At 65.5% G+C, this 21,117-nt stretch carries 18 protein-coding genes; 10 read left to right on the top strand and 8 right to left on the bottom strand.

Annotation, left to right across the window (positions count from 1 at the left end; genetic code table 11):
* Positions 1-5 precede the first annotated feature (5 nt).
* Complete coding sequence (locus tag LK459_RS10700) at positions 6-2,465, bottom strand: ATP-dependent DNA ligase (protein WP_227923286.1); 2,460 nt, start codon at positions 2,463-2,465, stop codon at positions 6-8.
* A gap of 58 nt (positions 2,466-2,523) precedes the next feature.
* On the opposite strand from LK459_RS10700, the gene ku reads away from it, so the two are divergent.
* From ku to LK459_RS10720, 4 genes are read left to right on the top strand one after another with little or no spacing between them, the layout of a single operon-like run.
* The gene (gene ku / locus LK459_RS10705) at positions 2,524-3,486 is read left to right on the top strand and encodes a non-homologous end joining protein Ku (RefSeq protein ID WP_456071401.1); all 963 of its coding nucleotides are present in this window, start codon (positions 2,524-2,526) and stop codon (positions 3,484-3,486) included.
* Positions 3,483-5,006, top strand: coding sequence for a flavin-containing monooxygenase (locus LK459_RS10710; RefSeq protein ID WP_227923288.1), 1,524 nt, complete (start codon positions 3,483-3,485; stop codon positions 5,004-5,006). Before ku ends, LK459_RS10710 begins: the two co-directional genes overlap by 4 nt.
* Before the next feature lie 29 nt (positions 5,007-5,035).
* A complete protein-coding gene (locus LK459_RS10715; RefSeq protein WP_227923290.1) occupies positions 5,036-6,334 on the top strand; it encodes an MFS transporter in 1,299 nt (432 codons plus the stop codon).
* Between the two features lie 21 nt (positions 6,335-6,355).
* Positions 6,356-7,102, top strand: a complete 747-nt coding sequence (locus LK459_RS10720) for an SGNH/GDSL hydrolase family protein (protein ID WP_227923291.1) — start codon at positions 6,356-6,358, stop codon at positions 7,100-7,102.
* Between the two features lie 91 nt (positions 7,103-7,193).
* On the opposite strand, the gene LK459_RS10725 is transcribed toward LK459_RS10720, so the two are convergent.
* Together LK459_RS10725 and LK459_RS10730 are read right to left on the bottom strand one after the other, a co-directional pair.
* Complete coding sequence (locus LK459_RS10725; RefSeq protein ID WP_007240995.1) at positions 7,194-8,756, bottom strand: SLC13 family permease; 1,563 nt, start codon at positions 8,754-8,756, stop codon at positions 7,194-7,196.
* 52 nt (positions 8,757-8,808) lie between these two features.
* The gene (locus LK459_RS10730; RefSeq protein ID WP_005177982.1) at positions 8,809-9,480 is read right to left on the bottom strand and encodes a GAP family protein; all 672 of its coding nucleotides are present in this window, start codon (positions 9,478-9,480) and stop codon (positions 8,809-8,811) included.
* 220 nt (positions 9,481-9,700) lie between these two features.
* Between LK459_RS10730 and LK459_RS10735 the strand changes: the two genes are divergently transcribed.
* Positions 9,701-11,017 carry a metal-dependent hydrolase family protein gene (locus tag LK459_RS10735; RefSeq protein ID WP_227923292.1) on the top strand — a complete coding sequence of 439 codons (1,317 nt, stop codon included), beginning with the start codon at positions 9,701-9,703 and terminating at the stop codon, positions 11,015-11,017.
* Between the two features lie 19 nt (positions 11,018-11,036).
* Here the strand turns inward: LK459_RS10735 and LK459_RS10740 are convergent, their stop codons facing one another.
* On the bottom strand, positions 11,037-11,975 hold the full coding sequence (locus tag LK459_RS10740) for a LysR family transcriptional regulator ArgP (protein ID WP_227923294.1): 939 nt from the start codon (positions 11,973-11,975) through the stop codon (positions 11,037-11,039).
* Between the two features lie 70 nt (positions 11,976-12,045).
* Here LK459_RS10740 and LK459_RS10745 point away from each other — a divergent pair, with 70 nt between their 5' ends.
* The gene (locus tag LK459_RS10745; RefSeq protein WP_039994602.1) at positions 12,046-12,666 is read left to right on the top strand and encodes a LysE/ArgO family amino acid transporter; all 621 of its coding nucleotides are present in this window, start codon (positions 12,046-12,048) and stop codon (positions 12,664-12,666) included.
* A gap of 25 nt (positions 12,667-12,691) precedes the next feature.
* Here the strand turns inward: LK459_RS10745 and LK459_RS10750 are convergent, their stop codons facing one another.
* Positions 12,692-13,339 carry a response regulator gene (locus tag LK459_RS10750; RefSeq protein ID WP_227923295.1) on the bottom strand — a complete coding sequence of 216 codons (648 nt, stop codon included), beginning with the start codon at positions 13,337-13,339 and terminating at the stop codon, positions 12,692-12,694.
* Positions 13,336-14,526 (bottom strand): sensor histidine kinase, encoded by a 1,191-nt coding sequence (locus LK459_RS10755; protein ID WP_227923296.1) that lies wholly within the window; start codon positions 14,524-14,526, stop codon positions 13,336-13,338. The genes LK459_RS10750 and LK459_RS10755 overlap by 4 nt, the downstream gene beginning before the upstream one ends.
* A 123-nt stretch (positions 14,527-14,649) precedes the next feature.
* Between LK459_RS10755 and LK459_RS10760 the strand changes: the two genes are divergently transcribed.
* Positions 14,650-15,159 carry a hypothetical protein gene (locus tag LK459_RS10760; RefSeq protein ID WP_227923297.1) on the top strand — a complete coding sequence of 170 codons (510 nt, stop codon included), beginning with the start codon at positions 14,650-14,652 and terminating at the stop codon, positions 15,157-15,159.
* A 7-nt stretch (positions 15,160-15,166) separates the two neighbouring features.
* On the opposite strand, the gene LK459_RS10765 is transcribed toward LK459_RS10760, so the two are convergent.
* The gene (locus LK459_RS10765) at positions 15,167-17,395 is read right to left on the bottom strand and encodes an MMPL family transporter (RefSeq protein WP_227923299.1); all 2,229 of its coding nucleotides are present in this window, start codon (positions 17,393-17,395) and stop codon (positions 15,167-15,169) included.
* A gap of 124 nt (positions 17,396-17,519) precedes the next feature.
* Between LK459_RS10765 and LK459_RS10770 the strand changes: the two genes are divergently transcribed.
* A complete protein-coding gene (locus LK459_RS10770) occupies positions 17,520-18,806 on the top strand; it encodes an alpha-hydroxy-acid oxidizing protein (RefSeq protein ID WP_227923300.1) in 1,287 nt (428 codons plus the stop codon).
* A 15-nt stretch (positions 18,807-18,821) separates the two neighbouring features.
* On the opposite strand, the gene LK459_RS10775 is transcribed toward LK459_RS10770, so the two are convergent.
* On the bottom strand, positions 18,822-19,706 hold the full coding sequence (locus LK459_RS10775) for an oxygenase MpaB family protein (protein ID WP_227923301.1): 885 nt from the start codon (positions 19,704-19,706) through the stop codon (positions 18,822-18,824).
* A gap of 66 nt (positions 19,707-19,772) precedes the next feature.
* On the opposite strand from LK459_RS10775, the gene LK459_RS10780 reads away from it, so the two are divergent.
* Both LK459_RS10780 and LK459_RS10785 read left to right on the top strand, forming a co-directional pair.
* A complete protein-coding gene (locus LK459_RS10780; RefSeq protein ID WP_227923302.1) occupies positions 19,773-20,414 on the top strand; it encodes a TetR/AcrR family transcriptional regulator in 642 nt (213 codons plus the stop codon).
* Between the two features lie 4 nt (positions 20,415-20,418).
* Complete coding sequence (locus LK459_RS10785; protein WP_227923303.1) at positions 20,419-21,069, top strand: TetR/AcrR family transcriptional regulator; 651 nt, start codon at positions 20,419-20,421, stop codon at positions 21,067-21,069.
* Positions 21,070-21,117: the final 48 nt, after the last annotated feature.

Raw genomic sequence — 21,117 nt, forward strand, 5'->3', positions numbered from 1 at the left:
GCTCGTCACAGGTCGCCGGGCAGCTTGTCGCGGCGGATGCCGCGCCAACTCGGGTGTCGGAGGTGACCGGTCGTGGTCCAGTCCATGAATCTCACTTCGCCGACGATCTTCGGCAACACCCAGATCGCTGTCGATGCGACAGGGCGGTCGAGTTTCTCGAGAAAAGGGCTGCGTGAGATCTCGAGAGGCTTGAGCTCTTCGGCGAGATTCGCCAGCGATGCCTCGGTGAAACCGGTGCCGACCCGACCCACGTACCGCAGTCCCGTTTCCTCGGGCAACCCGACCAACAACGATCCGATGGTTCCGGCGCGGTTTCCTCGGCCGAGGCGGTAACCGCCGACGACGACCTCGATGTCGCTCCAGTTCTTGTGCTTGCGCCACAGATGAGTTCGCCTGCCCTGCTGATACGTCGACGTCCTGCGCTTGGCGATCACACCCTCCATCCCGTGCTCACGGCTGTAGTCGACGGCGGTTGAGCCCGGGCCGGGCAGCAGTGGCGGAATCTCCACGTGGGCAGAGCCTTTGACTGCGGGTCCGAGCGCCTCGAGTAGCCGGCGACGTTCCGACCACGGTGTGCGCAGCAGGGAGGTGCCGTTGAGATAGAGGATGTCGAACAGGAACAGCTTGAGCGAGTAGTCCTCGGAGGTGGAGTTCCGTGACGTCAGCAGTGTGAAATTGGTGTGTCCTGCCGAGTCGATGGCAACGACCTCACCGTCGAGGACGACGTCGATCAGTCCCAACTGATCTGTGACAGAACGTAATTCTGGGAAGTCGTCGGTCATGTCGATGCCGGATCGGGACGTGAGTCGGAAGTCGCCATCGATGTAGCGCAACAGGATTCGGAATCCATCCCACTTTCCTTCGAATGCCCAGTCGCGCCCGTCGAGTCCGGTCACGGTCTCGTCGGTGGCCAACATGGGGCGAGGATGGGCGAGGCTGTCGGGCAGGATCGGTCGCGGCTCGTCACTCATCAGGTGCGCGAGCCAGTTCTTGTCGCCGGTCTTGATGAGGGCGTAGCGTCCCTGGATCCGTTCGCCGTGCAGGCGGACGATGATCTCCTTCTCGCGCCACTTCTCCGTCTCGTAGGTTCCGTGGTCCCAGATCTCTACATGTCCCGCACCGTATTCGCCGCCGGGTATGTCGCCGGAGAAGTCGGCGTAGTCGAGGGGGTGGTCCTCGGTGTGCACGGCCAACCGATTCTGATCGGGATCGGTCGGAAGATTCTTCGGCACGGCCCAGGAGACCAGTACGCCGTCACGTTCGAGGCGGAAGTCGTAGTGCAGCCGCCGCGCGTGATGCTCCTGGATCACGAAGATCGGATCGGTCGACGCCGCGCCGGCAGCGTCGTCGCTGGTGGCCGTGTCGTCGCTGGTGGCCGCGTCGTCGGTGGACCCCGCGCGACGTCGACGATGCTCGTCGTCGCCGAAGGGCTCGGGGGTTTTGGACGCGTCGCGCTTGGCGCGATAGGCGCTGAGGTCGATGACCGGGCGAGACCCGGTGCCCTCGCGCGGTTCGTCGGCGTCTTCTGACGGTGTCCCGGCTCCGCCGGTGGGCTCGTACGGATCGTCGAGGCCGTCGAGCAGATCCCCGTCGGTGGCGCGTTCGAGAACCTCGGTGAAGTGCAGTTGCGTCAACCCGGATTCGGCGAGCTCGTCCCATGTGCGTGGCGCTGCGACCCAGGGTTCCTCGCGCCCGCGCATCGAGTACGGCGCGAGAGTCGTCTTCGACGCGCTGTTCTGACTCCAGTCGACGAACACACGTCCGCCGCGCTGCGCCTTCGACATCGTGGCGGTGATCGTCGTCGGGTGCGCCGCGGCAAGTGTCGTGGCTATCTCGCGCGCGACGGTCCGCGCGGAATCGGGTGCGACGGGGCGATCGAAACGTGCATAGACGTGGATCCCCTTACCCCCGCTCGTGACCGGGTACGACCGAAGCCCGGCGGCGTCGAGCATCCCGTGCATCATCAGAGCCACCTCGGCGCACTGTTCCAACGACACGTCGGGGCCGGGATCGAGATCGAGGACAAGGCGGTTCGCGCGGATGTCGCCGAGACCCCTGGCGCCCGGCGTCGTCGGATCGGGCTGCGCACCCCCGGTGGGCACGACCCACTGCGGAGTGTGGAGTTCGAGCGCTGCCATCTGGGCAAGCCACACGAGAACCGCCGCGGAATCCGCCATCGCGTAGGTGATCGTGCGGCCGCTGTGGGCGACGGCGTACCGGGGAATCCATTCGGGAACCCCGCCGGGTAGGTCCTTTTCGAAGAACGGCGTCGACTCGACGCCGTTGGGCCATCGTTTGCGGGTGATCAATCTGCCACGCAGATGGGGGAGCATGACGTCGGCGATTCGTGTGTAGTAGTCGACGACCTCGACCTTGCGCGTGCCCGTTGCGGGATAGAGCACTTTGCCCAGATTGGTGAGAGCGATCGTGTATCCGTCGATCTCCAGGCTCTGCGCTGGTCCCATGGGTCCATTGTGCCCACGTGAGCACCACCGTGACGTGACCGATGGCACAATGGTGCCCATGCGCTCTATCTGGAAGGGCGATCTCAGCTTTGGCCTGGTCAACGTGCCCGTCAAGGTGTATTCGGCGACGGAGAGTCACGACCGCAAGTCGTACCAGGTCGACTCGTCCGACGGTGCGCGCATCCGCTACCGCAGGGTGCGCGAGGGAACCGACACCGAGGTCGACTATTCCGATATCGCCAATGCCTACGAGACCGACAGCGGCGACTCGGTGATCTTGACTAAAGAAGATCTCGCCTCGCTGCCGGTACAGAAGAGCCCGGAGATCTCGATCGTCGAATTCGTTCCCGTCGATCAGGTCGATCCGATCTACTTCGACAAGCCGTACTACCTGGAGCCGTCGTCGAAGTCTCCCAAGGCATACGTGCTCCTGGCGAAGGCATTGCAGGAGACCGATCGCCTGGCGATCGCGTCCTTCACGCTGCGTAACCGCACACGCATGGCTGCGCTGCGGGTCATCGAACCCGGTGTCATGACCCTGCAGACGCTGCTGTGGCCCGACGAAGTGCGCAAGCCCGATTTCGACTTCCTCGGCGAGGACGTGCAGATCCGCGACCAGGAACTGAAGATGGCGTCGTCGCTCATCGACTCGATGGCCACCGACTACGACCCGGAGGAATTCTCCGACACCTATCAGGACGAGCTGTCGAAGTTGATCGAGGCGAAAGCCGAAGGCGGTGAGGCATTCCCGGAGGCGGAGGAAAAGGAGACCGCCGACGAGGACTCCGACGTCGCCGACCTGCTGGCCGCACTGCGTGCCTCGGTGAAGGACAGTTCCACGGCGAAAGACAGCGCCTCGGAGAAGAGCAGCGCTTCGGAGAAGAGCAGCACTACTCCCCGAAAGGCGCCCGCGAAGAAGACGGCTGCGAAGAAGGAACCGGCCAAGAAGGCTGCAACGAAGAAGGAGCCGGCCAAGAAGACCGCAGCCAAGAAGACGACACGAAAGCGAGCGGCGAGTTGACGGATCCGAGCACGCCCGACCCGAGCACACCTGACTCGAGCACACCTGACGGAGTTCTCGATCTGCTCATCGTCGGCGCGGGCCTGTCGGGGATCGACGCCGCCTACCGTGTCACCGAACGCAATCCCGGTCTGCGCTATCGGATCGTCGAGCAGCGTGAACGCATCGGCGGGACCTGGGACCTGTTCCGCTATCCGGGCGTGCGCTCCGACTCCGACATCTTCACGTTGAGCTTTCCGTTCCGCCCGTGGCAGGGGAGCAAGACCATGGCGTCGGGTGCGGAGATCCGTGACTACCTCGAAGAGACGGCCCGTGAGACGGGGGTGCTCGATCAGATCGACTTCGGCATCACCGTCACCGCTGCCGACTTCGACACCGCGTCGGACACCTGGACCGTGACCACCCGCGTGGGTGACGACACACGCACCTACACAACCCGATTCCTCTACCTGTGTACCGGTTACTACCGATACGACGAGGCGTACACCCCCGATTTCGCCGGCACCGAAGACTTCTCCGGGACCATCGTGCACCCCCAGTTCTGGCCGGCGGATCTCGACTACACGGGCAAGAACGTCGTCGTGATCGGTAGCGGTGCAACGGCTGTCACCCTGATCCCGAGCATGGCCGATCGCGCAGGTCATGTGACGATGCTGCAGCGTTCGCCGACGTACCTGTTCCCGGTGGGCTGGCAGGAACCGACGACGCCGTGGATCCAGCGACTGTTGCCCAGGCAGTGGGCGCACGACGTGATCCGCTATCGCAATGCGCTCGTCACGCTGTCGATCTACCTCTTCGCACGCCGATTTCCGCGAGCATCGCGAAAGCTGCTGCGGCAGATCGCGATACGAAACCTACCGAAGGGCTACGACGTCGACACACACTTTCGTCCACGGTATGAACCGTGGGACGAGAGGCTGTGCATCATTCCCGACGCCGACTTCTACAAGGCGGTCGGCTCCGAACGTGCAGACGTCGTCACCGACCAGATCGACCGCTTCACACCCGACGGGATCAAGCTGGTGTCGGGCACCGAACTACCCGCCGACATCATCGTCACCGCAACCGGACTCGAACTGCTCGCGTTCGGCGGGGCGCAGTTGTCGATCGACGGCGTCGAATTCAAACCACACGAGAAGTTCGCGTATCGCGGTTACATGCTCAGCGACGTCCCGAATCTGGCGTGGTCGATCGGGTACACCAATGCATCGTGGACATTGCGGGTCGATCTCACCAGCAAGGCCGTCGGCGATCTCATCGCCTATATGCGGGAACACGGCTACACGTCGGCAGCACCGACGATCGGTTCGGCAACCCTGCCCGAGCACATGTTGTTCGCGCTGGACTCAGGTTATGTCCGCCGCGGGGCCGTCGCGCTGCCCAAGTCGTCGAATCAGGCGCCCTGGCAGGTCAGACACAACCTGGTGCTCGACGCCATCGACTCTCGTCGCTATGAGGTGACCGAGGCGATGGAGTTTCACACGGTCGCGGACTCGGCGCCGACGAAAACCGCTGGCTGACACGCTGCCGGAGGCGGCATCATCGTGGGGTGAGTTCTACGATCGTCGAGTCGAAGCTGCCGCGCGCTCTGCGCCCGCTGGCCGGTGCGCAGTTCCGGCGCCTGGTCATCGGGCTGATACTCGCGTTGTTCTCGGACGGGGTCTGGGCCATCGCGCTGGTGTGGCAGATCATCGCACTGGGCGGTGGTCCCACTCAGGTCGCGTGGGCCTCGGGGGTCTCTGCGGTCGGCATGGTGGTCTCGACCCTCGCGGGCGGAGTTCTCGCCGACCGGGTATCGCAACGGTCGATCATCGTGTCACTCGAGGTCGTCAAGATGCTGGTGTTCGGGGCCGTCGGCGTGCTGTCGATGCTCGGTCTGCTCACCTTGTCCATGATGGTGCTCGCCGCGCTGCTCGGCGGCGTCACCACCGGCATGTACTACCCGGCGTACTCCGCACTGTTGCCGCGCATCGTCTCGGCGTCGGAGTTGCAGGCAGCCAACGGCATCGAGGGATTCGCCCGTCCCGTCGTCTTCCAGGCGATCGGACCGATGGTGGCGGGCCTGATCGTGTCTGCCGCTGCCCCCGGGCCCGCCGTTGTGGTCGCTGCTCTTGCGAGTATCGGTTCCGGGGCGTGCTACCTCGCGATGAACCAGCTGCCGCGACGTCCAGAAGTGCTGCGGGGCAACCCCGTTCGAGCGGTCATCGCCGATCTCGCGGAGGGGTTCGGCTACGTTCTGCGCACGCCGTGGCTGTGGGCGACCTTGTTCTTCGCGACGCTGTTGGTGCTGGCGACCATGGGTCCGATCGAGGTACTCGTGCCATTCGCATTGCGTGAGCGCGTGCATGGCGGTGCCGGCGACCATGCGCTGGTGCTCGCCGCGTACGGGGTGGGAGCTGCGATCGGATCGGCGTACTTCGCGTCGATCCGGATGCCGCGGCGCTACCTCACCGTCATGTTCGTCATCTGGGGACTGTCGAGTCTGTCGCTGGTCGTGATGGGCGTCGCCGAACACACGTGGCTGTTCATCGTCGCCGGCGCGCTGCTGGGATTCGGGTTCGACGCCCCGTCAGTGCTCTGGGGCACCCTGCTGCAGCGTCGGGTACCGCCAGAGTTGTTGGGACGGGTGGCGAGCCTCGACTTCTTCGTCGCCGTCGTCCTGATGCCCGTGTCGATGGCGATCGCCGCTCCGCTGAGCAATGTCATCGGTCTCACCGCGGTGTTCGTGATCGGCGGCATCCTTCCCGTTCCCGTGGCCATCGCCTTTTACGTCGCGGCGCGACTCTGGCACGACGAGATCGAGCATCCGCTCGACGACGCCGTGGTGGTGAAACCGGCCGCCGCCTAGCGATCGGTGACAATGGTCGACATGCGCGAGATCGTGACCCTGGCAGGCGTTGCCACCTGGCGGACACCCGTGATCGCCTGGCAGGGACTCCGCGCACAGCGGAGTGTCGTGCGATTGCCGCAGGCCGACGGCGATGTCGGCACTGTCGGAGACCCCTCCGACCCGAGCTGTCTGCGGGTGGTCGTCCTCGGCGACAGCCTCGCAGGTGGCGTCGGTGTAGGCCACCATCTCGACACCCTCGCAGGCGGTGTCGCCACGCGGCTCGCGGCAGGCCGACACGTGCCGGTGCAGTGGTTGGTGGCGGCACGGACAGGATTCACCGCGGGCCAGGCGCTCACGCTGATCGACGACGCAGCGCTGGCGCAGGCCGATGTGGTGATCATCTCGGTGGGTGCCAACGACGTGAAGAACATGCACACGGCGCGCCGATGGCGCGACGATCTGACAGCTCTGCTCGCCGCCGTGTGCGCAGGATCGAGCCGGGCTGAGATCGTCCTGCTGCCCGTGCCGATGTTGCAGATGTGCCCGGCATTGCCCGCTTCGCTCGCTCGGGTGCTGGGTGCACGTGCCGCCGCCTTCGATCAGGTCGCCGACGGCGTGGTCGCCCGATTCCCGCGAGTCCGCAGGTTCACCCGCTTCGCCCCTCCGGGCGACGACCTGTTCGCCGCCGACGGATTCCATCCCTCGGCGGCGTTCCACGCGATCTACGCCGAGCAGATCTGCGCCGCACTGAAGCCCCCGCGCGACGGCGCATCCACGCTCCGCTGACCCCGTCCGCGAGACGCAGCAGGCCCGGGTGACTGGGGTCCGCAGACACCGAGATGTTCTCAGCGGGGGATGTTCTCAGAAGGGGATGTTCTCAGAACGGCCAGACCAGCGGCACCATGAAGATCGCCACGGCGCCGAAGAGCGCGATGCACGGAAGTCCGAGCCTCCAGTAGTCGCCGAAGCGATAACCACCGGGGCCCTGGACCATCAGATTGCCCGCGGTCGCAACAGGAGTGAGGAACGAGGCGGCCCCCGCCACCGTGATGGCCATCATCATCGGCAGCACCGAGATGTCGGCCGTGTGGGAGACGGTCACCGCGATCGGTGCCACCACCAGCACGGTGGCGAGGTTGCTGATGAACTGCCCCAACACCAGGACGGTGATCACGATCGCGGCCAGCAGCAGTAGCGGGCTGCCTCCGCCGAGCGTGTCGACCATCCATGTCGAGATCCGCTGCGCCAAACCACTCGTCTGGATCGCGATCGACATCGGCACCATCCCGCCGACCACGATCAGGGTCTGCAGCGAGATCGAGCGCTCGGCCTGCGGCACCGTGATCACGTTCATCGCCACGAGTGCCGCCGCTGCGCACAGGACGACGATGGCCGGGGGTGCCACGTCGAGCGCCAGGGACACGCACATGATCACCAGCACGGCCGACGAGATCCACGCGCGGGCTCCGAGATGCCCCGTCTGCCGTCGGATCAGATCCGGCTCGTTGACGCTGAGGATTCCACCCCCGGTCACCTTGGTCTGCAGGTCATCCCACGTTCCGTGTAGCAGGAGGACGTCGCCGACCTCGAGGTGTGCGTGGTCGAGAAGCTTGCCGTTGCGGTGCACGGCCGTGATGATCAGGTCGCCGTCCTCGGTGAACATACCCGGATACACCTCGTCACCGAGGAACGGTGACCGGGGAGGGATGACAACCTCGATGATGCCGTTGTCCTCGTCGACGTCGTGCTTCGATCCCGACAGCTGATACTCGGCGGCGATCGTCTGTGCATAGCGACTCAGATCGTGGGTGGCGTTGGCAGGCCACCGCTCGGGGAGCAGTCGTGGACCCAGGGTCACACAGATCAGCACGACGCCCACCAGCAGGGGTACACCGACGATCGCGAACTCGAAGAATCCGAATGCCCGCGCGCCGTTCTCCTCGGCCAACTCCGAAACCAGCACGTTGATCGGGGTACCGAGCAGCGTCAGCATCGACCCGGCGTGCGCCGCGAAGGCAAGCGGGATCAGCATGCGCGAGGGTGCCTGTCCGATGCGCGCGGCGAGAAGCACCGCCACCGGAATCAGCGCGGCGACTGCTCCGTTCGGAGTGATGAACGCTGCGAGCAGAGCGGAGAGCACCATCACGGCACTCATGATCGCCGCGGGTTTCTGACCCACCCATCGAGTGAGCACCGCACCGGCCCAGGCGGTCACCCCCGACGCGTCGAGCGCCTCACTGACGACGAACAGTCCGGCGAGATAGATGACGAGCGGGTCGCCGAAACCCGAAATCGCTTCGCCGAAGTCGACGACGCCGGTGGCGAACAATGCGATCGTCACGCCGAGCGCGACGATCGCGGGCGACACCCTGTTCCAGATGAACACGACGATCGCCACGAGCAGGATGACGACGGTGGCGACTTCTGGGTTCAGCGTCATCGACGCGCACCTTCCTTGCTCTGTGTCGGACCGTCCGCGACCGTGGTGTGCATCAGTCGAGGATTCCGATGCCCTGCCCGAAGAAGTAAGCGCTCAGCACGACGAGGACAACGATCGAGATCGTGGTCATGTTGTGGCTCAACCAGTCTCGGAATCGAGCGAGAGTCGGTGCCGCACGCTCGCCGCCGAGGACTGCGAGGACGAGGGGAACGATGACCCCGGATGCGGCGACGAGTGCGAACACGAGAAGCCCGACGACGAGTTGTGCGGTGTCGAGGTCTGCCTCCCCGAGCCGTGCTCCCGCAGCGACTGCCAGGGGTATGTTCTTGATGACGATCACTCCCTGTGCGACGCCCATCGCCAGGGCGCCCCACACGCTGAGTCCGTCGAGTCGGTCGAGGATGCTCGGCTTCTCCTCGTCGCCCTCCTTCGGGCGCTTCCTCCAGGCGACCATCGCGAGGACGGCGAACAGCACCGCGATGACCAGCAAGAGGATGTCGACCCCGTCCGTGGTCGCCTCGGGCGCATCATCGTCGGCGACGTCGACGATCGCCGCCGCGATCGCGGTGATCACCAGCAGCACGACGAACCAGCCGACACCGAACAGTGCTGTCTTGAGCCGTCCACGACTGCCGAGCAGAAGCATGACCGCGGTCGCGAGCGCCACGGGACTGAGCGCCAAACCCACGGCCAACGGCAGCGTGTCTCCTATTGCTGACCACATGCGTGGGCGCTCCTCTCCGGGTCGGACGGCCGATCAGTTGTACGGCACGACGATAGTGGCAAGGGCTAGGCTGCGTGCAGTGGCGCCTTCGGCGCTGTGTGCAGTGGCGTCGTCGACGCCGTGTGCAGTGGCGCCTTCGGCGCCGTGCGCAGGTGATGCCTGCCTGCTGCGTCACAGCCTGCGGCGCAACCGAACTCCCGAGAGGATCCGAGTCACACCGATGATCACCCCGTTCGCACTGACCGATATCACCGTCCTGACAGGCGACGAACACGGAACCGTTCACGAGAACTGGACGGTCGTCGTCGACGCCTCCGGAACGATCGAACACGCCGGTCCGTCCGGCAGCATCGAACTCGGCAGTCGCGCGGTGGTCGACGGAAAAGGAAAGTTCGTGATCCCCGGGCTGATCAACGCGCACGCGCACCTGTTCTCCGACGGCAAACCGCTCGCGCCGTTGCTCACCGGGCCCCGCACCAAACATCTCGTCGCGAAGGTTCTGCATTCACCCGCGGGCAGGTGGCTGACCACCAGGCGCACGAAGGCCAATGCGATCAATCAACTCCACAGCGGTGTCACCACGATCCGCAGCGTCGGCGACGTGCGCTACGAGGTGATGGCCGTCCGTGACGCCATCGAGCGAGGCGACTATCTCGGCCCGACGATCCTGCCCTCGGGTCCGCTGCTGGCGATCACCGACGGTCACGGTGCGCCGCAGATCTCGCTCACCAGTGACACACCCGCGCAGGCGCGGCACAACACCCTCGAGAATCTTCGACGCGGAGCACAGACCATCAAGATCTCCGCGACCGCGGGCGTGACCGACGCGAAAGAAGTCGGCTACGCGGGCAAGCCGGAGATGTCGGAGCAGGCGATGCGCGCGGTGTGCGAGGAGGCGCACGCGGTCGGGGTGATCGTCGCGGCGCACGCGCAGAGTGAAGAAGGGGTTCTCTCGGCGCTTCGCGCGGGCGTCGACACGATCGAGCACGGCAGTCAGATGTCGGACGCGGTCGTCGAGTTGTTCCTCGACAACCCGAACTCGCTGCGCGGATACAGCGCGATGATCCCCACCGTGCAGGCGTGTCTGCCCCTTGTTGAGCTCGACCAGTCGGTGAGTGGCGCCACCGACGTCGTCAGGGAGAACGCCAAGCTCGTGCTCGACGAGATGGTGTCGGGAATCGCGACCTGCGTCGAGCACGGCATCGCGATGGGCGTCGGCAACGACTCCGCGGTCAGTTACGTCACGCACTCCAACTTCTGGCGCGAGCTCGACTTCCTGGTGCGTTACACGGATCTCGACACGAGAGGGGTGCTGCACGCGACGACGGCGGTCAACGCCGCCATCCTCGGGATCGATTCCGTGACAGGCTCGATCGAGCCCGGAAAATCGGCCGATCTCGTTGTGTTGGAGGACAATCCGCTCGAGTCGTTTCGGAATCTCGAATCGCCGTGGATGGTCGTCGTCCGCGGCGAACGCATCGACCACCCGCAGATCACACGCATTCCGGAGATCGACGAGCAACTCGACACGCTCTGACACTGGGCCACGCGCTGAGCTACGCAGGGGGCAGCAGGTGCTCTCGTGCACCGTCGGCGATCATCTCGGTGAGTGTGCGTAGCAGCGACGACCCGAGCGTCCAGTACTGCCAGTACAGTGGCACGTCGACGTAGAGGTCGGTCAGGGTGACCACCCGGCCGTCCTCGAGCGCATCGGTCACCTGAGCCAGCGGTACTGCGCCCCAACCCATCCCGGACTCGATGGCCCTGTGGTATTCGGTCGACGCCGGGATGTAGACGGCAGGCGGATCGAGTACCTCACCCGACATCATCGCCAGCACCCTTCGCTGCAACTCGTCGTTGCGGTCGAACTGGACCATGGGCGCTTTCGCGAGCGCGGCATCGTCGACCCCGCGGGGCATCCAGAGATCGAGGAACTCGGGAGTCGCAACCGGCAGATAGCGCATGGTCCCCAGCGCCCGGAGGGTGGTGCCACGGATGGCGAGCGGGTCGGAGGTGATGGCGCCCATCACCTCGCCGGTCACCAACCGCGAGCTGTTGACCGCCTCGTCGTCGCGGATCACCTCGACGGCGACGGGATTCTCGCGGTGAAAGCGTGCGAGTACCGGTAGGAGCCAGGTGGCCAACGAGTCGGCATTCGCCGCGATGGGCAGGTGCACACGCGGCCGATCCACCAACGGTGCGGCCGCGACGTCGTCGAGATCACCGGAGAGGCCGAGATCGCCGGAGAGTTCGAGTTGGGCCTCGCGACTGAGCAGGTCCCACTGCTTTGCCATACGCGCGAGGACCTCGCCGTCGCGGGTCGGCGTGATCGGCTTGGTCCTTCGGACAAGGATGCGGCCGACGGAGACCTCGAGTGCCTTGATCCGCTGGCTCACCGCCGACGGAGTGATGTGCAGTTGCTCCGCCGCGGCGTCGAACGTGCCGGCGTCGAGCACCGCCGACAACGTCCGGAGCGCGTCTGATCCCAAATCCACATAAGACACTCTAATGATTCATCAGAAACATTCGCTGTACTTGTCGATAGTGGACTCGTACGTTCGTGGCATGACGACGTATCTGCTCGCGGCCATTGCGGGACTCCTGACCGGCGCCGGCCTGATCGTGGCCGTCGGCCCGCAGAACATCTTCGTGCTCCAGCAGGGTGTGCGTCGTGCGCACGTGAACCCCGTGATCGCGGTGTGCGCGCTCTCGGATGTGGTGCTGATCGTTGCGGGAGTGGCGGGTCTCGGCGCGTTGGTGTCGGCGCATCCCACGGTGGTCACGGTCGCGAAGATCGCAGGTGGGACATACGTGGTGATTCTCGGGCTGCTTGCCGCACGACGATGCCTACGGTCAAGCGAGGCGATCACGGCCAACCCCGACGAGGTACGGACAGCCTCGCGGTGGGTGGCGATCGGCACCGCGCTCGCGCTGACCTGGCTCAATCCGCACGTCTACCTCGACACGGTGCTCACCATGGGCGCGATCGCCAACAGTCACGGAAATGGCAAGTGGGCCTTCGCGATCGGCGCGAGCATGGCAAGCGTTGTGTGGTTCACGCTGATCGGCCGCGGTGGCCGCAGGCTTGCGCCGGTGTTCGCCAGGCCGCGTGCGTGGAGGGTGCTCGACGGAGTCGTTGCGGTCATCATGGTGGGAATGGGTGCCGCACTGCTTGTTTCGGCGTGACGTGTTGTTTCGGCGTGACGTCGTATCAGACCAACCTGTGCCGGTACGCATAGGACACCACGGCCGCCCGATCGCGACACCCCGTCTTGGCGAGGATGTGATTGATGTGGGTTTTGACGGTGCTCACACCGACCACCAGTCGTCGGGCGATCTGCTGGTTCGACAACCCTTCGGCGATCAGCGCGACCACCTCGGTCTCCCGGTCGGTGAGGCCGTCAGGAGTCCCGGTGGCTGATCCGGACTCGTCGCTGCGGTCCGCTGATCGGGAAAGCAGTGCGCGCATGGCCTTTTCGTCGAGAAGGGATCGGCCGGTGGCCGCGGAGACCAGCGCGGCTTCGATGGCGTCGGGGTCGGCGTCCTTGTTCAAGAAGCCGACGGCCCCGGCGGCGAGTGCTTCGACGATGGTGACGTTGTCGTCGTAGGTGGTCAGCGCGACTGCGCGCGTGGAGGATCCCGACGCGACGAGTCGTCGAATCCCCTCGATGCCACCGATTCCCGGCATCCGGAGGTCTGTGAGTAGGACGTCGGGCGACTGTTCGGCAACGAGTGCGAGTGCCTCCTCTGCCGACGCCGCGACGCCGACGACGTCGAGGGAATCGAACAGTGCGAGCATTGACCGCAGTCCCTCTCGCACGACGGTCTGGTCGTCGGCGATCACCACCCGTACCGTCATGTGCCCACCCGTCCCGTGTCCACCGGCCCGGTTTCCGAGCGTCCTGTACCCATGTGCATGCTGAGCTCGAAACCCGCTGCGGTCGAACCGTAGTGCAGCGTCCCGCCGGCTGCGGAGACCCGCTCGGCCAGACCGGTCAATCCGCGCTTACCGCTCGCGTGGCCGCGATCGACGAACCGCGTCGGATCACCGATCGATGTCACGTGCACCACGTCCTTCGTGAGCACGATACGTACCGGGGCTCCTGCGGCGTGACGCATCGAATTGGTCAGACCCTCCATCAGCACCGACCGCGCCAGATCACGCCAGCGCGGAGCGAGATCTTCGACGTCGCCGGACACCATGACGTCGAGGCCTGCTCCCGAACGCAGCTGTCTCAGGGTCTTGGCGAGCCACGGCGCGAGGGCTTCCGGCTGGTCGGACATCGAGTCGTCACGCAGCGATTCGACGGCGGCTCTCGCTTCGCCGAGCCCGTCACGCGCGAGTGTCGTTGCGGTACGCAGCGTGTCGGTCAGTTCCGCCGAGGACGATTCGCGCTGCGCCATCAGGGTGGCGCCCTGCAGCGTGATGATCAGGCCGGAAAGCGTGTGTGCGAGGACGTCGTGCAGTTGCGCCGAGATCTCGCGCTGCTGATCGGCGACGGCGGTTCGTGCGCGTTCCGCCGCGATGATCTCGCGCTGGCTCGCCGCGAGTTCGGCGGCCTCACGCTGGCGGCGACGGAGTTGGACGAAGACGAATACCGCAGCGGCACTTGCCATGTTGATGCAGACAGCCCAGGCGTTGTGTGTCTGCAACCACATCAACAGTCCCAGCGTGGGCACCGAGGGCAGTGCGATGAGTGCCGAGACGAGTGCCGGGGTCTGCGACATCGCCGCGGCGGCAACTCCGACGTAGGGCAGCCAGACGGTCGCACCGCCATGGAACGCGCACGCTGCGACGACCGACGCCGCCATCAGCGAGGTGGCGTGCAGTGTGGAGACCTGGGTGCCCCAGCTCTGTGCGTTCCTGTCGCGCAGTACGGAACGCACCAACAGCGCCACCACGACGCAGACGGCTACCCAGCCGACCACAGCTGCCCAGAGCGGCTGTCCGCCGGTATCGGCGACGGCCGACACGACGACCGCGGCAGCGACGATCCCGCGGATCAGCAAGCGATCCGTCGACACCGGATCTCGGGTTGTTGACACATCGCCACCGTAATCTCGGGCGGGGCGATCGGTGGGGACGAGTCGTGGCAATCCACCCGATCTCCACCCCGGTTCCACCCTCGGGTTGATGTGTCGCGGGCTCCGCGCGCCGATGCTCGAAGCATGAACATCGCAAGCACAGCGCTCATCGCCGTTCTCGTATTCGTCCTCATCCTGTACCGCCAGATACGGGAGCGGCCGCTCAAGGACAACTTGTTCAAGTTGCCGCTCATCATCGGGATCATCGGGGTTTTCGAGACCGTGCAGTACCTCGGCGGAGGTCACCACGTCACCGTCGGTGCGGTGGTCGCGGTTCTCGTCGGCTTCGTCGTCGCGGCGATTCTGGCCGTGCCGCGAGCCCACAGCATGCAGGTCTATCGCAATCCGGCCGGGGTGATGGTCCGCAAGGGAGGTGCGCTCACCGTCGTGCTGTGGGTCGTCGCGATCGCGGCACACGTCGGGATCAGCCTGGTGGTTCCCGCCTTCTTCGGGGACGGTCTGCAGCACGGCATGAGCGGACTCGACGGCGCGAGCATCATGATCTACCTGGCGATCAGCCTCGGCGTGCAGGCACTCGTCACGAGCGGCAAGGTCGCAGACCATCATCGGACGCACAGCGCCATGACGCGGTGAGCGACGTTCAGCTCTGCCCCGCCGGGACGGCCTCTCGCGTCTCGGCGGGTCCGTCGTCGATCGGGATCTTGCGGATCTCGGTGCCCTCGATGTCGACGTTGGGCAGGATGCGATTCAGCCAGCGCGGGATCTTCCATGCCCAATCGCCCATCATCGCGATCACCGCGGGCACGACGGCCATCCGGATGATGAATGCGTCGAAGAAGACCGCTGCGGCCAGCGCGAAACCCATCTCCTTGGCGATGGTGTCGGGTGCGAGCATGAACGCCGAGAACACCGAGATCATGATGACCGCGGCAGACGCGACCACGCGCGCCCCGTGCTGGTAGCCGACGATCACCGAGTCCTTCGCCGACAGACCGTGCACGTACTCCTCGCGCATTCGTGTCACCAGGAACACCTGGTAATCCATGGCGAGTCCAAACACGACGCCGATCAGGAAAATCGGCAGGAACGAGATGATCGGCTTCGTGTGATCGATCAGCCCGAGGTGGCCCTCCTGGAAGATCCAGACCGTCGCACCGAACGTCGCGCACACGGAGAACAGGAACCCGATGGTCGCGGTCAGCGGCACCAGCAACGAACGGAACACGATGGTCAGAATGACGAAGGCGAGACCGACCACCACGATCAGGAACGGCAGGAGCGCACTGCTGAGCTTGCTGGAGATGTCGGACATGATGGCCGTCTGGCCCCCCACGTTGACTGTCGCGCCACCGGGTTTCGACGACCCGTAGTCGCGGATCTGATCCATCAGGGTGTGCGTCTCCGGGCCCGACGGGGACTTCTGAGGTGTCACCGAGATCAGCGCAGCTGTCGCTCCCTGGCGGTTGCTGCCGTTGCCCACCCAGACGACCTGCTCCGGGTTGGCCACATTCGGCAGCGTCTTCACATGAGCGACAACCGCATCGGCAGCGGGTGCGATGTCGCCGCCCGACGCGTCGCTGACGACGACGAGCAGCGGACCGTTCACACCCTCACCGAAGCCGCGTTCGAGCAGTTTCGTTGCCGCGTACTCCTTGTCACCGGTGGAGTCCATGCCGAGCTGCATGTTCGACATCGGGATCGCCGCGAGACCGAGCAGCACGAGGCCCACGAGTGCAACCGGGAGCGGGAATCGAGTGATGAAGCGTGCGACCCGTAGGCCGTTCGACGGTTGGGAATCGGGCTCGTCGCCGTGACGCAGTCCGGGGATGCGGGGACTGAACGCGAACCTGCCGAACGCGCCGAGCAGCGCGGGGATCAACGTGATGGCGCCGAGCACGGCGACGATGACCGCAAGACCGGCCGAGATACCCATCTGCGTGATGAACGGGATTCCCACGACGCTCAGCGCACACACTGCGACAACGACCGTCAGACCCGCGAACACCACTGCCGACCCGGCGGTGCCGACGGCTCGGCCCGCGGCGGCTTCCCTGGACCCGCCGAGATTCAGCTCGGATCGGTAGCGGGACACGATGAACAACGCGTAGTCGATCGAGACCGCGATTCCGAGCATGGTGATGATCGTGGTGGCGCTCTGCTGGACGTCGAAGATCTTGGCGCTCAACGTGACGAGCAGCATGGTGATGCCCACGCCGAAGATGCCGGTGATGATCGGGATGAAGGCGGCCACGATGGATGCGAACGCGATGATCATGACGATGAACGCGATCACGAAGCCCAACAGTTCCGACACTCCGCCCTGTTGGAAGACCTGCATCAACGATCCGGTGCCCTCGACCTGCAGCCCGTTGCCGCGGAACTCGGCGAGCAGGTTCTCGAACTGGGTCATGTCGTCGTTGGTCAGTTCGTTAGCACGGATGTCCTGCTTGATCTGGATCAGTCCGACCTTGCCGTTGTCGCCGAGGACCTTCGGTGCGATGGCGGGATTCGCCTTCGCCGCGGTCACCGGGTTGACGACGGTCTGCGGCTCGATGACCTTGGGCAGCGTGCGCGCTTTGGCGACCAGCGCGTCGATCTGGCCCATGTGGTTCTCGAGTCCGTCGTCGGCGGCGACGAGGATCGACGTCGACGACTTCAGCAACTGGTCGTTGGCGGCTGGGAAGTCCTCCTTCATCACCGACATCGCGCGATCGGAGTCGGTGCCGGGCAATTCGAAGTTGGTCGCGAATGTCGGTTTCAAGAACCCGACCAGTCCACCGAAGACGATCAGGACGACGACCCACGCGCTGATGACCATCCACTTGTGGCGAAACGCGGCGCGTCCGAGCTTGTACAACCAGATAGCCATGTGATCCCTTTGATCTCCCGACCGGTCGCCCGCCAGAGTAGCGAGGGTCGCGCTTGGGCGTCGGTTGTGATCACGGCCATGACCGGTGGTCGGGTTCTGTGAGGCGGGTCATACGCTGAGGAGTATGCCGTCACCACTCTCCGGTCGCGCCCGTCAGAACGACATCTACTCAGCGGGAATCCACGGTCGCACACCTGTGGTGCCGACCGACTTCGACGAGTTGGAACGACGCGCCCGCCAAAAGATGTCCGAGCGCGCCTGGGCGTACATCGCGGGTGGAGCGGGTGGCGGTCGCACCATGGCCGCGAACCGCGCAGCGCTCGATCGCCGCGCCATCGTGCCGCGAGTGCTGCGTGATGTCGCGGAGCGAACGCTGGAGGTCGAACTCTTCGGTGACCGACTGCCCGCGCCGATCCTGTTCGCTCCCGTCGGAGCGGGCGACCTCGTCGCGCGCGGCGCCGACCGGATGATCGGCCATGCGGCCGCCGAGTTGGGATTGCCCTACATCTTCTCCAATCAAGGTGGCGTGCCCATGGAAGAGGTCGCCGCGGAGATGGATCGCGTCCGGCCCGGCGCACCTCGATGGTTCCAGCTCTACTGGTCGACCGACGACGACCTCGTCGACAGCCTGCTGCAGCGCGCGGAACGCGTCGGGGCGTCGGCCGTCGCGGTCACCCTCGACACGACGATGCTCGGCTGGCGTCCGCGCGATCTCAATCTCGGGTCACTGCCGTTCGCCCGCGCGGAGGGGATCGCCCAGTACACCTCGGATCCCCGGTTCGGTGAGATCGTCGCCGAGCGAGCCGCGGTGGCGGGCGACGATCGCCGAGAGATCTCGGTCGGCGCATTGCGCACCCTGATCTCCATCGCCAGGAACACTCCGGGAGCATTGCTGCGCAACATCATCCGACCGGAGCCCCGCGTCGGCGTGCAGACCTTCCTCGACATCTATTCGCGACCCTCGTTGAGTTGGGCGCAGATCGAGGGTCTCCGCGAGCGAACGTCCCTGCCGATCGTGCTCAAGGGTGTGTTGCATCCCGACGACGCGCGTCGCGCCGTCGACACGGGCGTCGACGGGATCATCGTCTCCAACCACGGGGGGCGTCAGATCGACGGCGCGATCAGTTCGATCGACGCGCTCGCTGCCATCGGCCCAGCCGTCGAGGACCAAATCGCTGTGTTGATCGACTCGGGAATCTATTCGGGCGCAGATGTTTTCAAGGCGCTCGCGCTCGGCGCCGATGCGGTGTGTATCGGACGACCGCACATGTACGGACTCGCCCTCGCGGGTGCGGACGGCGCCCGCGACGCGGTCGCCAACATCGTCGCCGAACTCGACCTGACACTCGGTCTCGCCGGACACACGCGCGTCGACGACCTCACACCCGAGGCTCTCGCGACCGTCGGGTGAGCGCCCGGGACGATGTCAGACCAGCGGTCTGCCGGTCCGGACGCGGCGCCGTACGTCGGCGAGTAGAAGGTTGAACGGGAACTGCTGCAACGGTTTCGGTAGATGACGCACCGTATGACGCACGATGACGTTGTGCACGTCGAACACCGTCTGCTGCCACGGCGCGAGCTCGACACCCATCTTGTCGCGAAAGTCGTCGGGGAGGAACCCGACCGTCATGATGTACGACCACCAGCCCCCGATGCGGGCGACGATCGGGCCCGCGAACTCCATGCGCGCTATCGCGAGCAGATGCTCCCGAATCGGAGGATCGATCACCAGTGTTGAAAGTGTGTCCTGCCAGTAGGTTTCGAAGTCGGCGCGGGTAGCGGGCCACATGTGTGGCGGCACCTGCAGGGTGGTGCCCATGACCGCGCCCGCTCGGTAGGTCTCCTCGGATATGATCGACGGATCGCCGTAGACGTGCTGGACATCCTCCCAGCCCTTGTACAGGCATGCGGCCACCCAGAGTTGCAGACTCGGGTCGAACGCGTTGTACGACACTGGACTCTGCGGTGTCGAGTGAACCCTGGCGTGTGCCCGACCGACGGCGCGCCGATACGCCTGACGGTCGGACGGTGATCCCATCGCGGCGACGGCAAGGTAGCTCAACGTCGTTCGCGTGCGTTTGACCGGATGTTTGAACAGATTGCCGGAGTCCACGCGGCTCTCGTACACGCCGTAACCGACCGCTGGGAGCGCGAGTTGCATGATCACGTTCGCAGGACCGGCGAGCGCAGCGGCGCCGAGCATGACCAGGTCGGAACTGTCGATCTCGTCGCGCCCGCGACTGTCGTCCACTCGTCGGTCCTGCCCGTGCTGGTTCTCCACGGCGTTCGGGCGGATGTCGGGCACCGGCATCGCGGCGACTCCTATCTGGTAACGGCTGTTTCCTGATTCAACGCCCGACCCGTCACGGATGTCAAGATGGACGACGTGAGCGACGTGAGCGAGGGACTTCGCACCTATAGCGGGGTCAAGGGCGACGAACGGGTGGCGCGCCGCCGTACCGCCCTGATGGACGCAGCCCTGCAGTTGCTCGGCGGGCAGCCGCCTCAGTCTGTGACGGTTCGCGGCGTGTGCGGCGCGACGTCGCTCAATCCGCGCTATTTCTACGAGAGCTTTGACACGATCGATGCCCTGGTGGCTGCGACCTACGACCGCGTGATCGACGAGATCTCGCGCGACGCACTGTCCGCATTCAGCACGGGTTCGGGCGTCGCTGACAAGGTCCGCGCTGCCGTCGCGGCGATCGTCGCGATCATCGACTCCGACCGTAGGAAGGGGCGACTGCTGTTCTCGCCGATGCTCACCAGCCCTGTGCTGGCCGACAAGCGCCGGGATTCCACCGCCGTCTTCGCGTCGATCACCCTCGAGGCCACATCCGCGGCACTCGAGACGCCACCCGGCCCATGGGTCATGGGAGCCGCCCAGTTCCAGGTGGGCGGGCTGGCACGACTGTTGTCGGCGTGGCTCGACGACGATGTCCCGATGGGCCCCGACGAGGTGGTCGATCTGGGCGTCGCGTTGATGATGTCGCTGGTGCCTGCGGTGACGGGAAGTGGATGAGGATATGTTGGATGCCATGAGTAGCGGCGTCGACGATGCGGAAGTGGGGGAGCAGACGGGGCGCTGGCGTGATTTCGGCGAGCCCGAGTTGCCCGTTCCACTCGCTGCGGCGCTGGCCGCATTCGCTGAGCACGGCTACCACGGCACGTCGGTGCGCGAGATCGCCGCACGGGCAAACCTGTCCGTTCCCGGGCTCTATCACCACTATCCGTCGAAGCAATCGCTGCTGCAGGGGCTGCTCGAGAGGACGATGACCGATCTCCTCACCCGCTCCGAACAGGCTGTCACCGAGGCCGGTCCAGAGCCTGTCGACCAATTCGACGCCGTCGTCGAATCGCTTCTCCGCTTCCACATGTATCGCCGTGAGCAGGCGTTCGTCGGATCGACCGAGATCCGCAGCCTCGACAGCAGCTACAAGCAGACCTACATCGGGTTACGCGACCGTCAACAGCGGATGGTCGACGAGATCGTCTTCGCCGGAGTCGACGCCGGCGACTTTCGTACCAGGTATCCCAAGGACGCCGCGCGCGCTGTCACGACGATCTGCGTCGGTGTCTCGACATGGTTCAAGCCCGACGGCGAACTGGGCCCCGACGAGCTGATCGCACGCAATCTGGATCTCTCGAGGGCCACCGTCGGATACGTTGAGCGCTGAGGTCGTGCTCGGCTGATCGGTTGACCCGGGCAGCGCACTTCTGGCACT

This window comes from Gordonia otitidis (assembly GCF_020735545.1).
Taxonomy (GTDB): Bacteria; Actinomycetota; Actinomycetes; order Mycobacteriales; family Mycobacteriaceae; genus Gordonia; species Gordonia otitidis.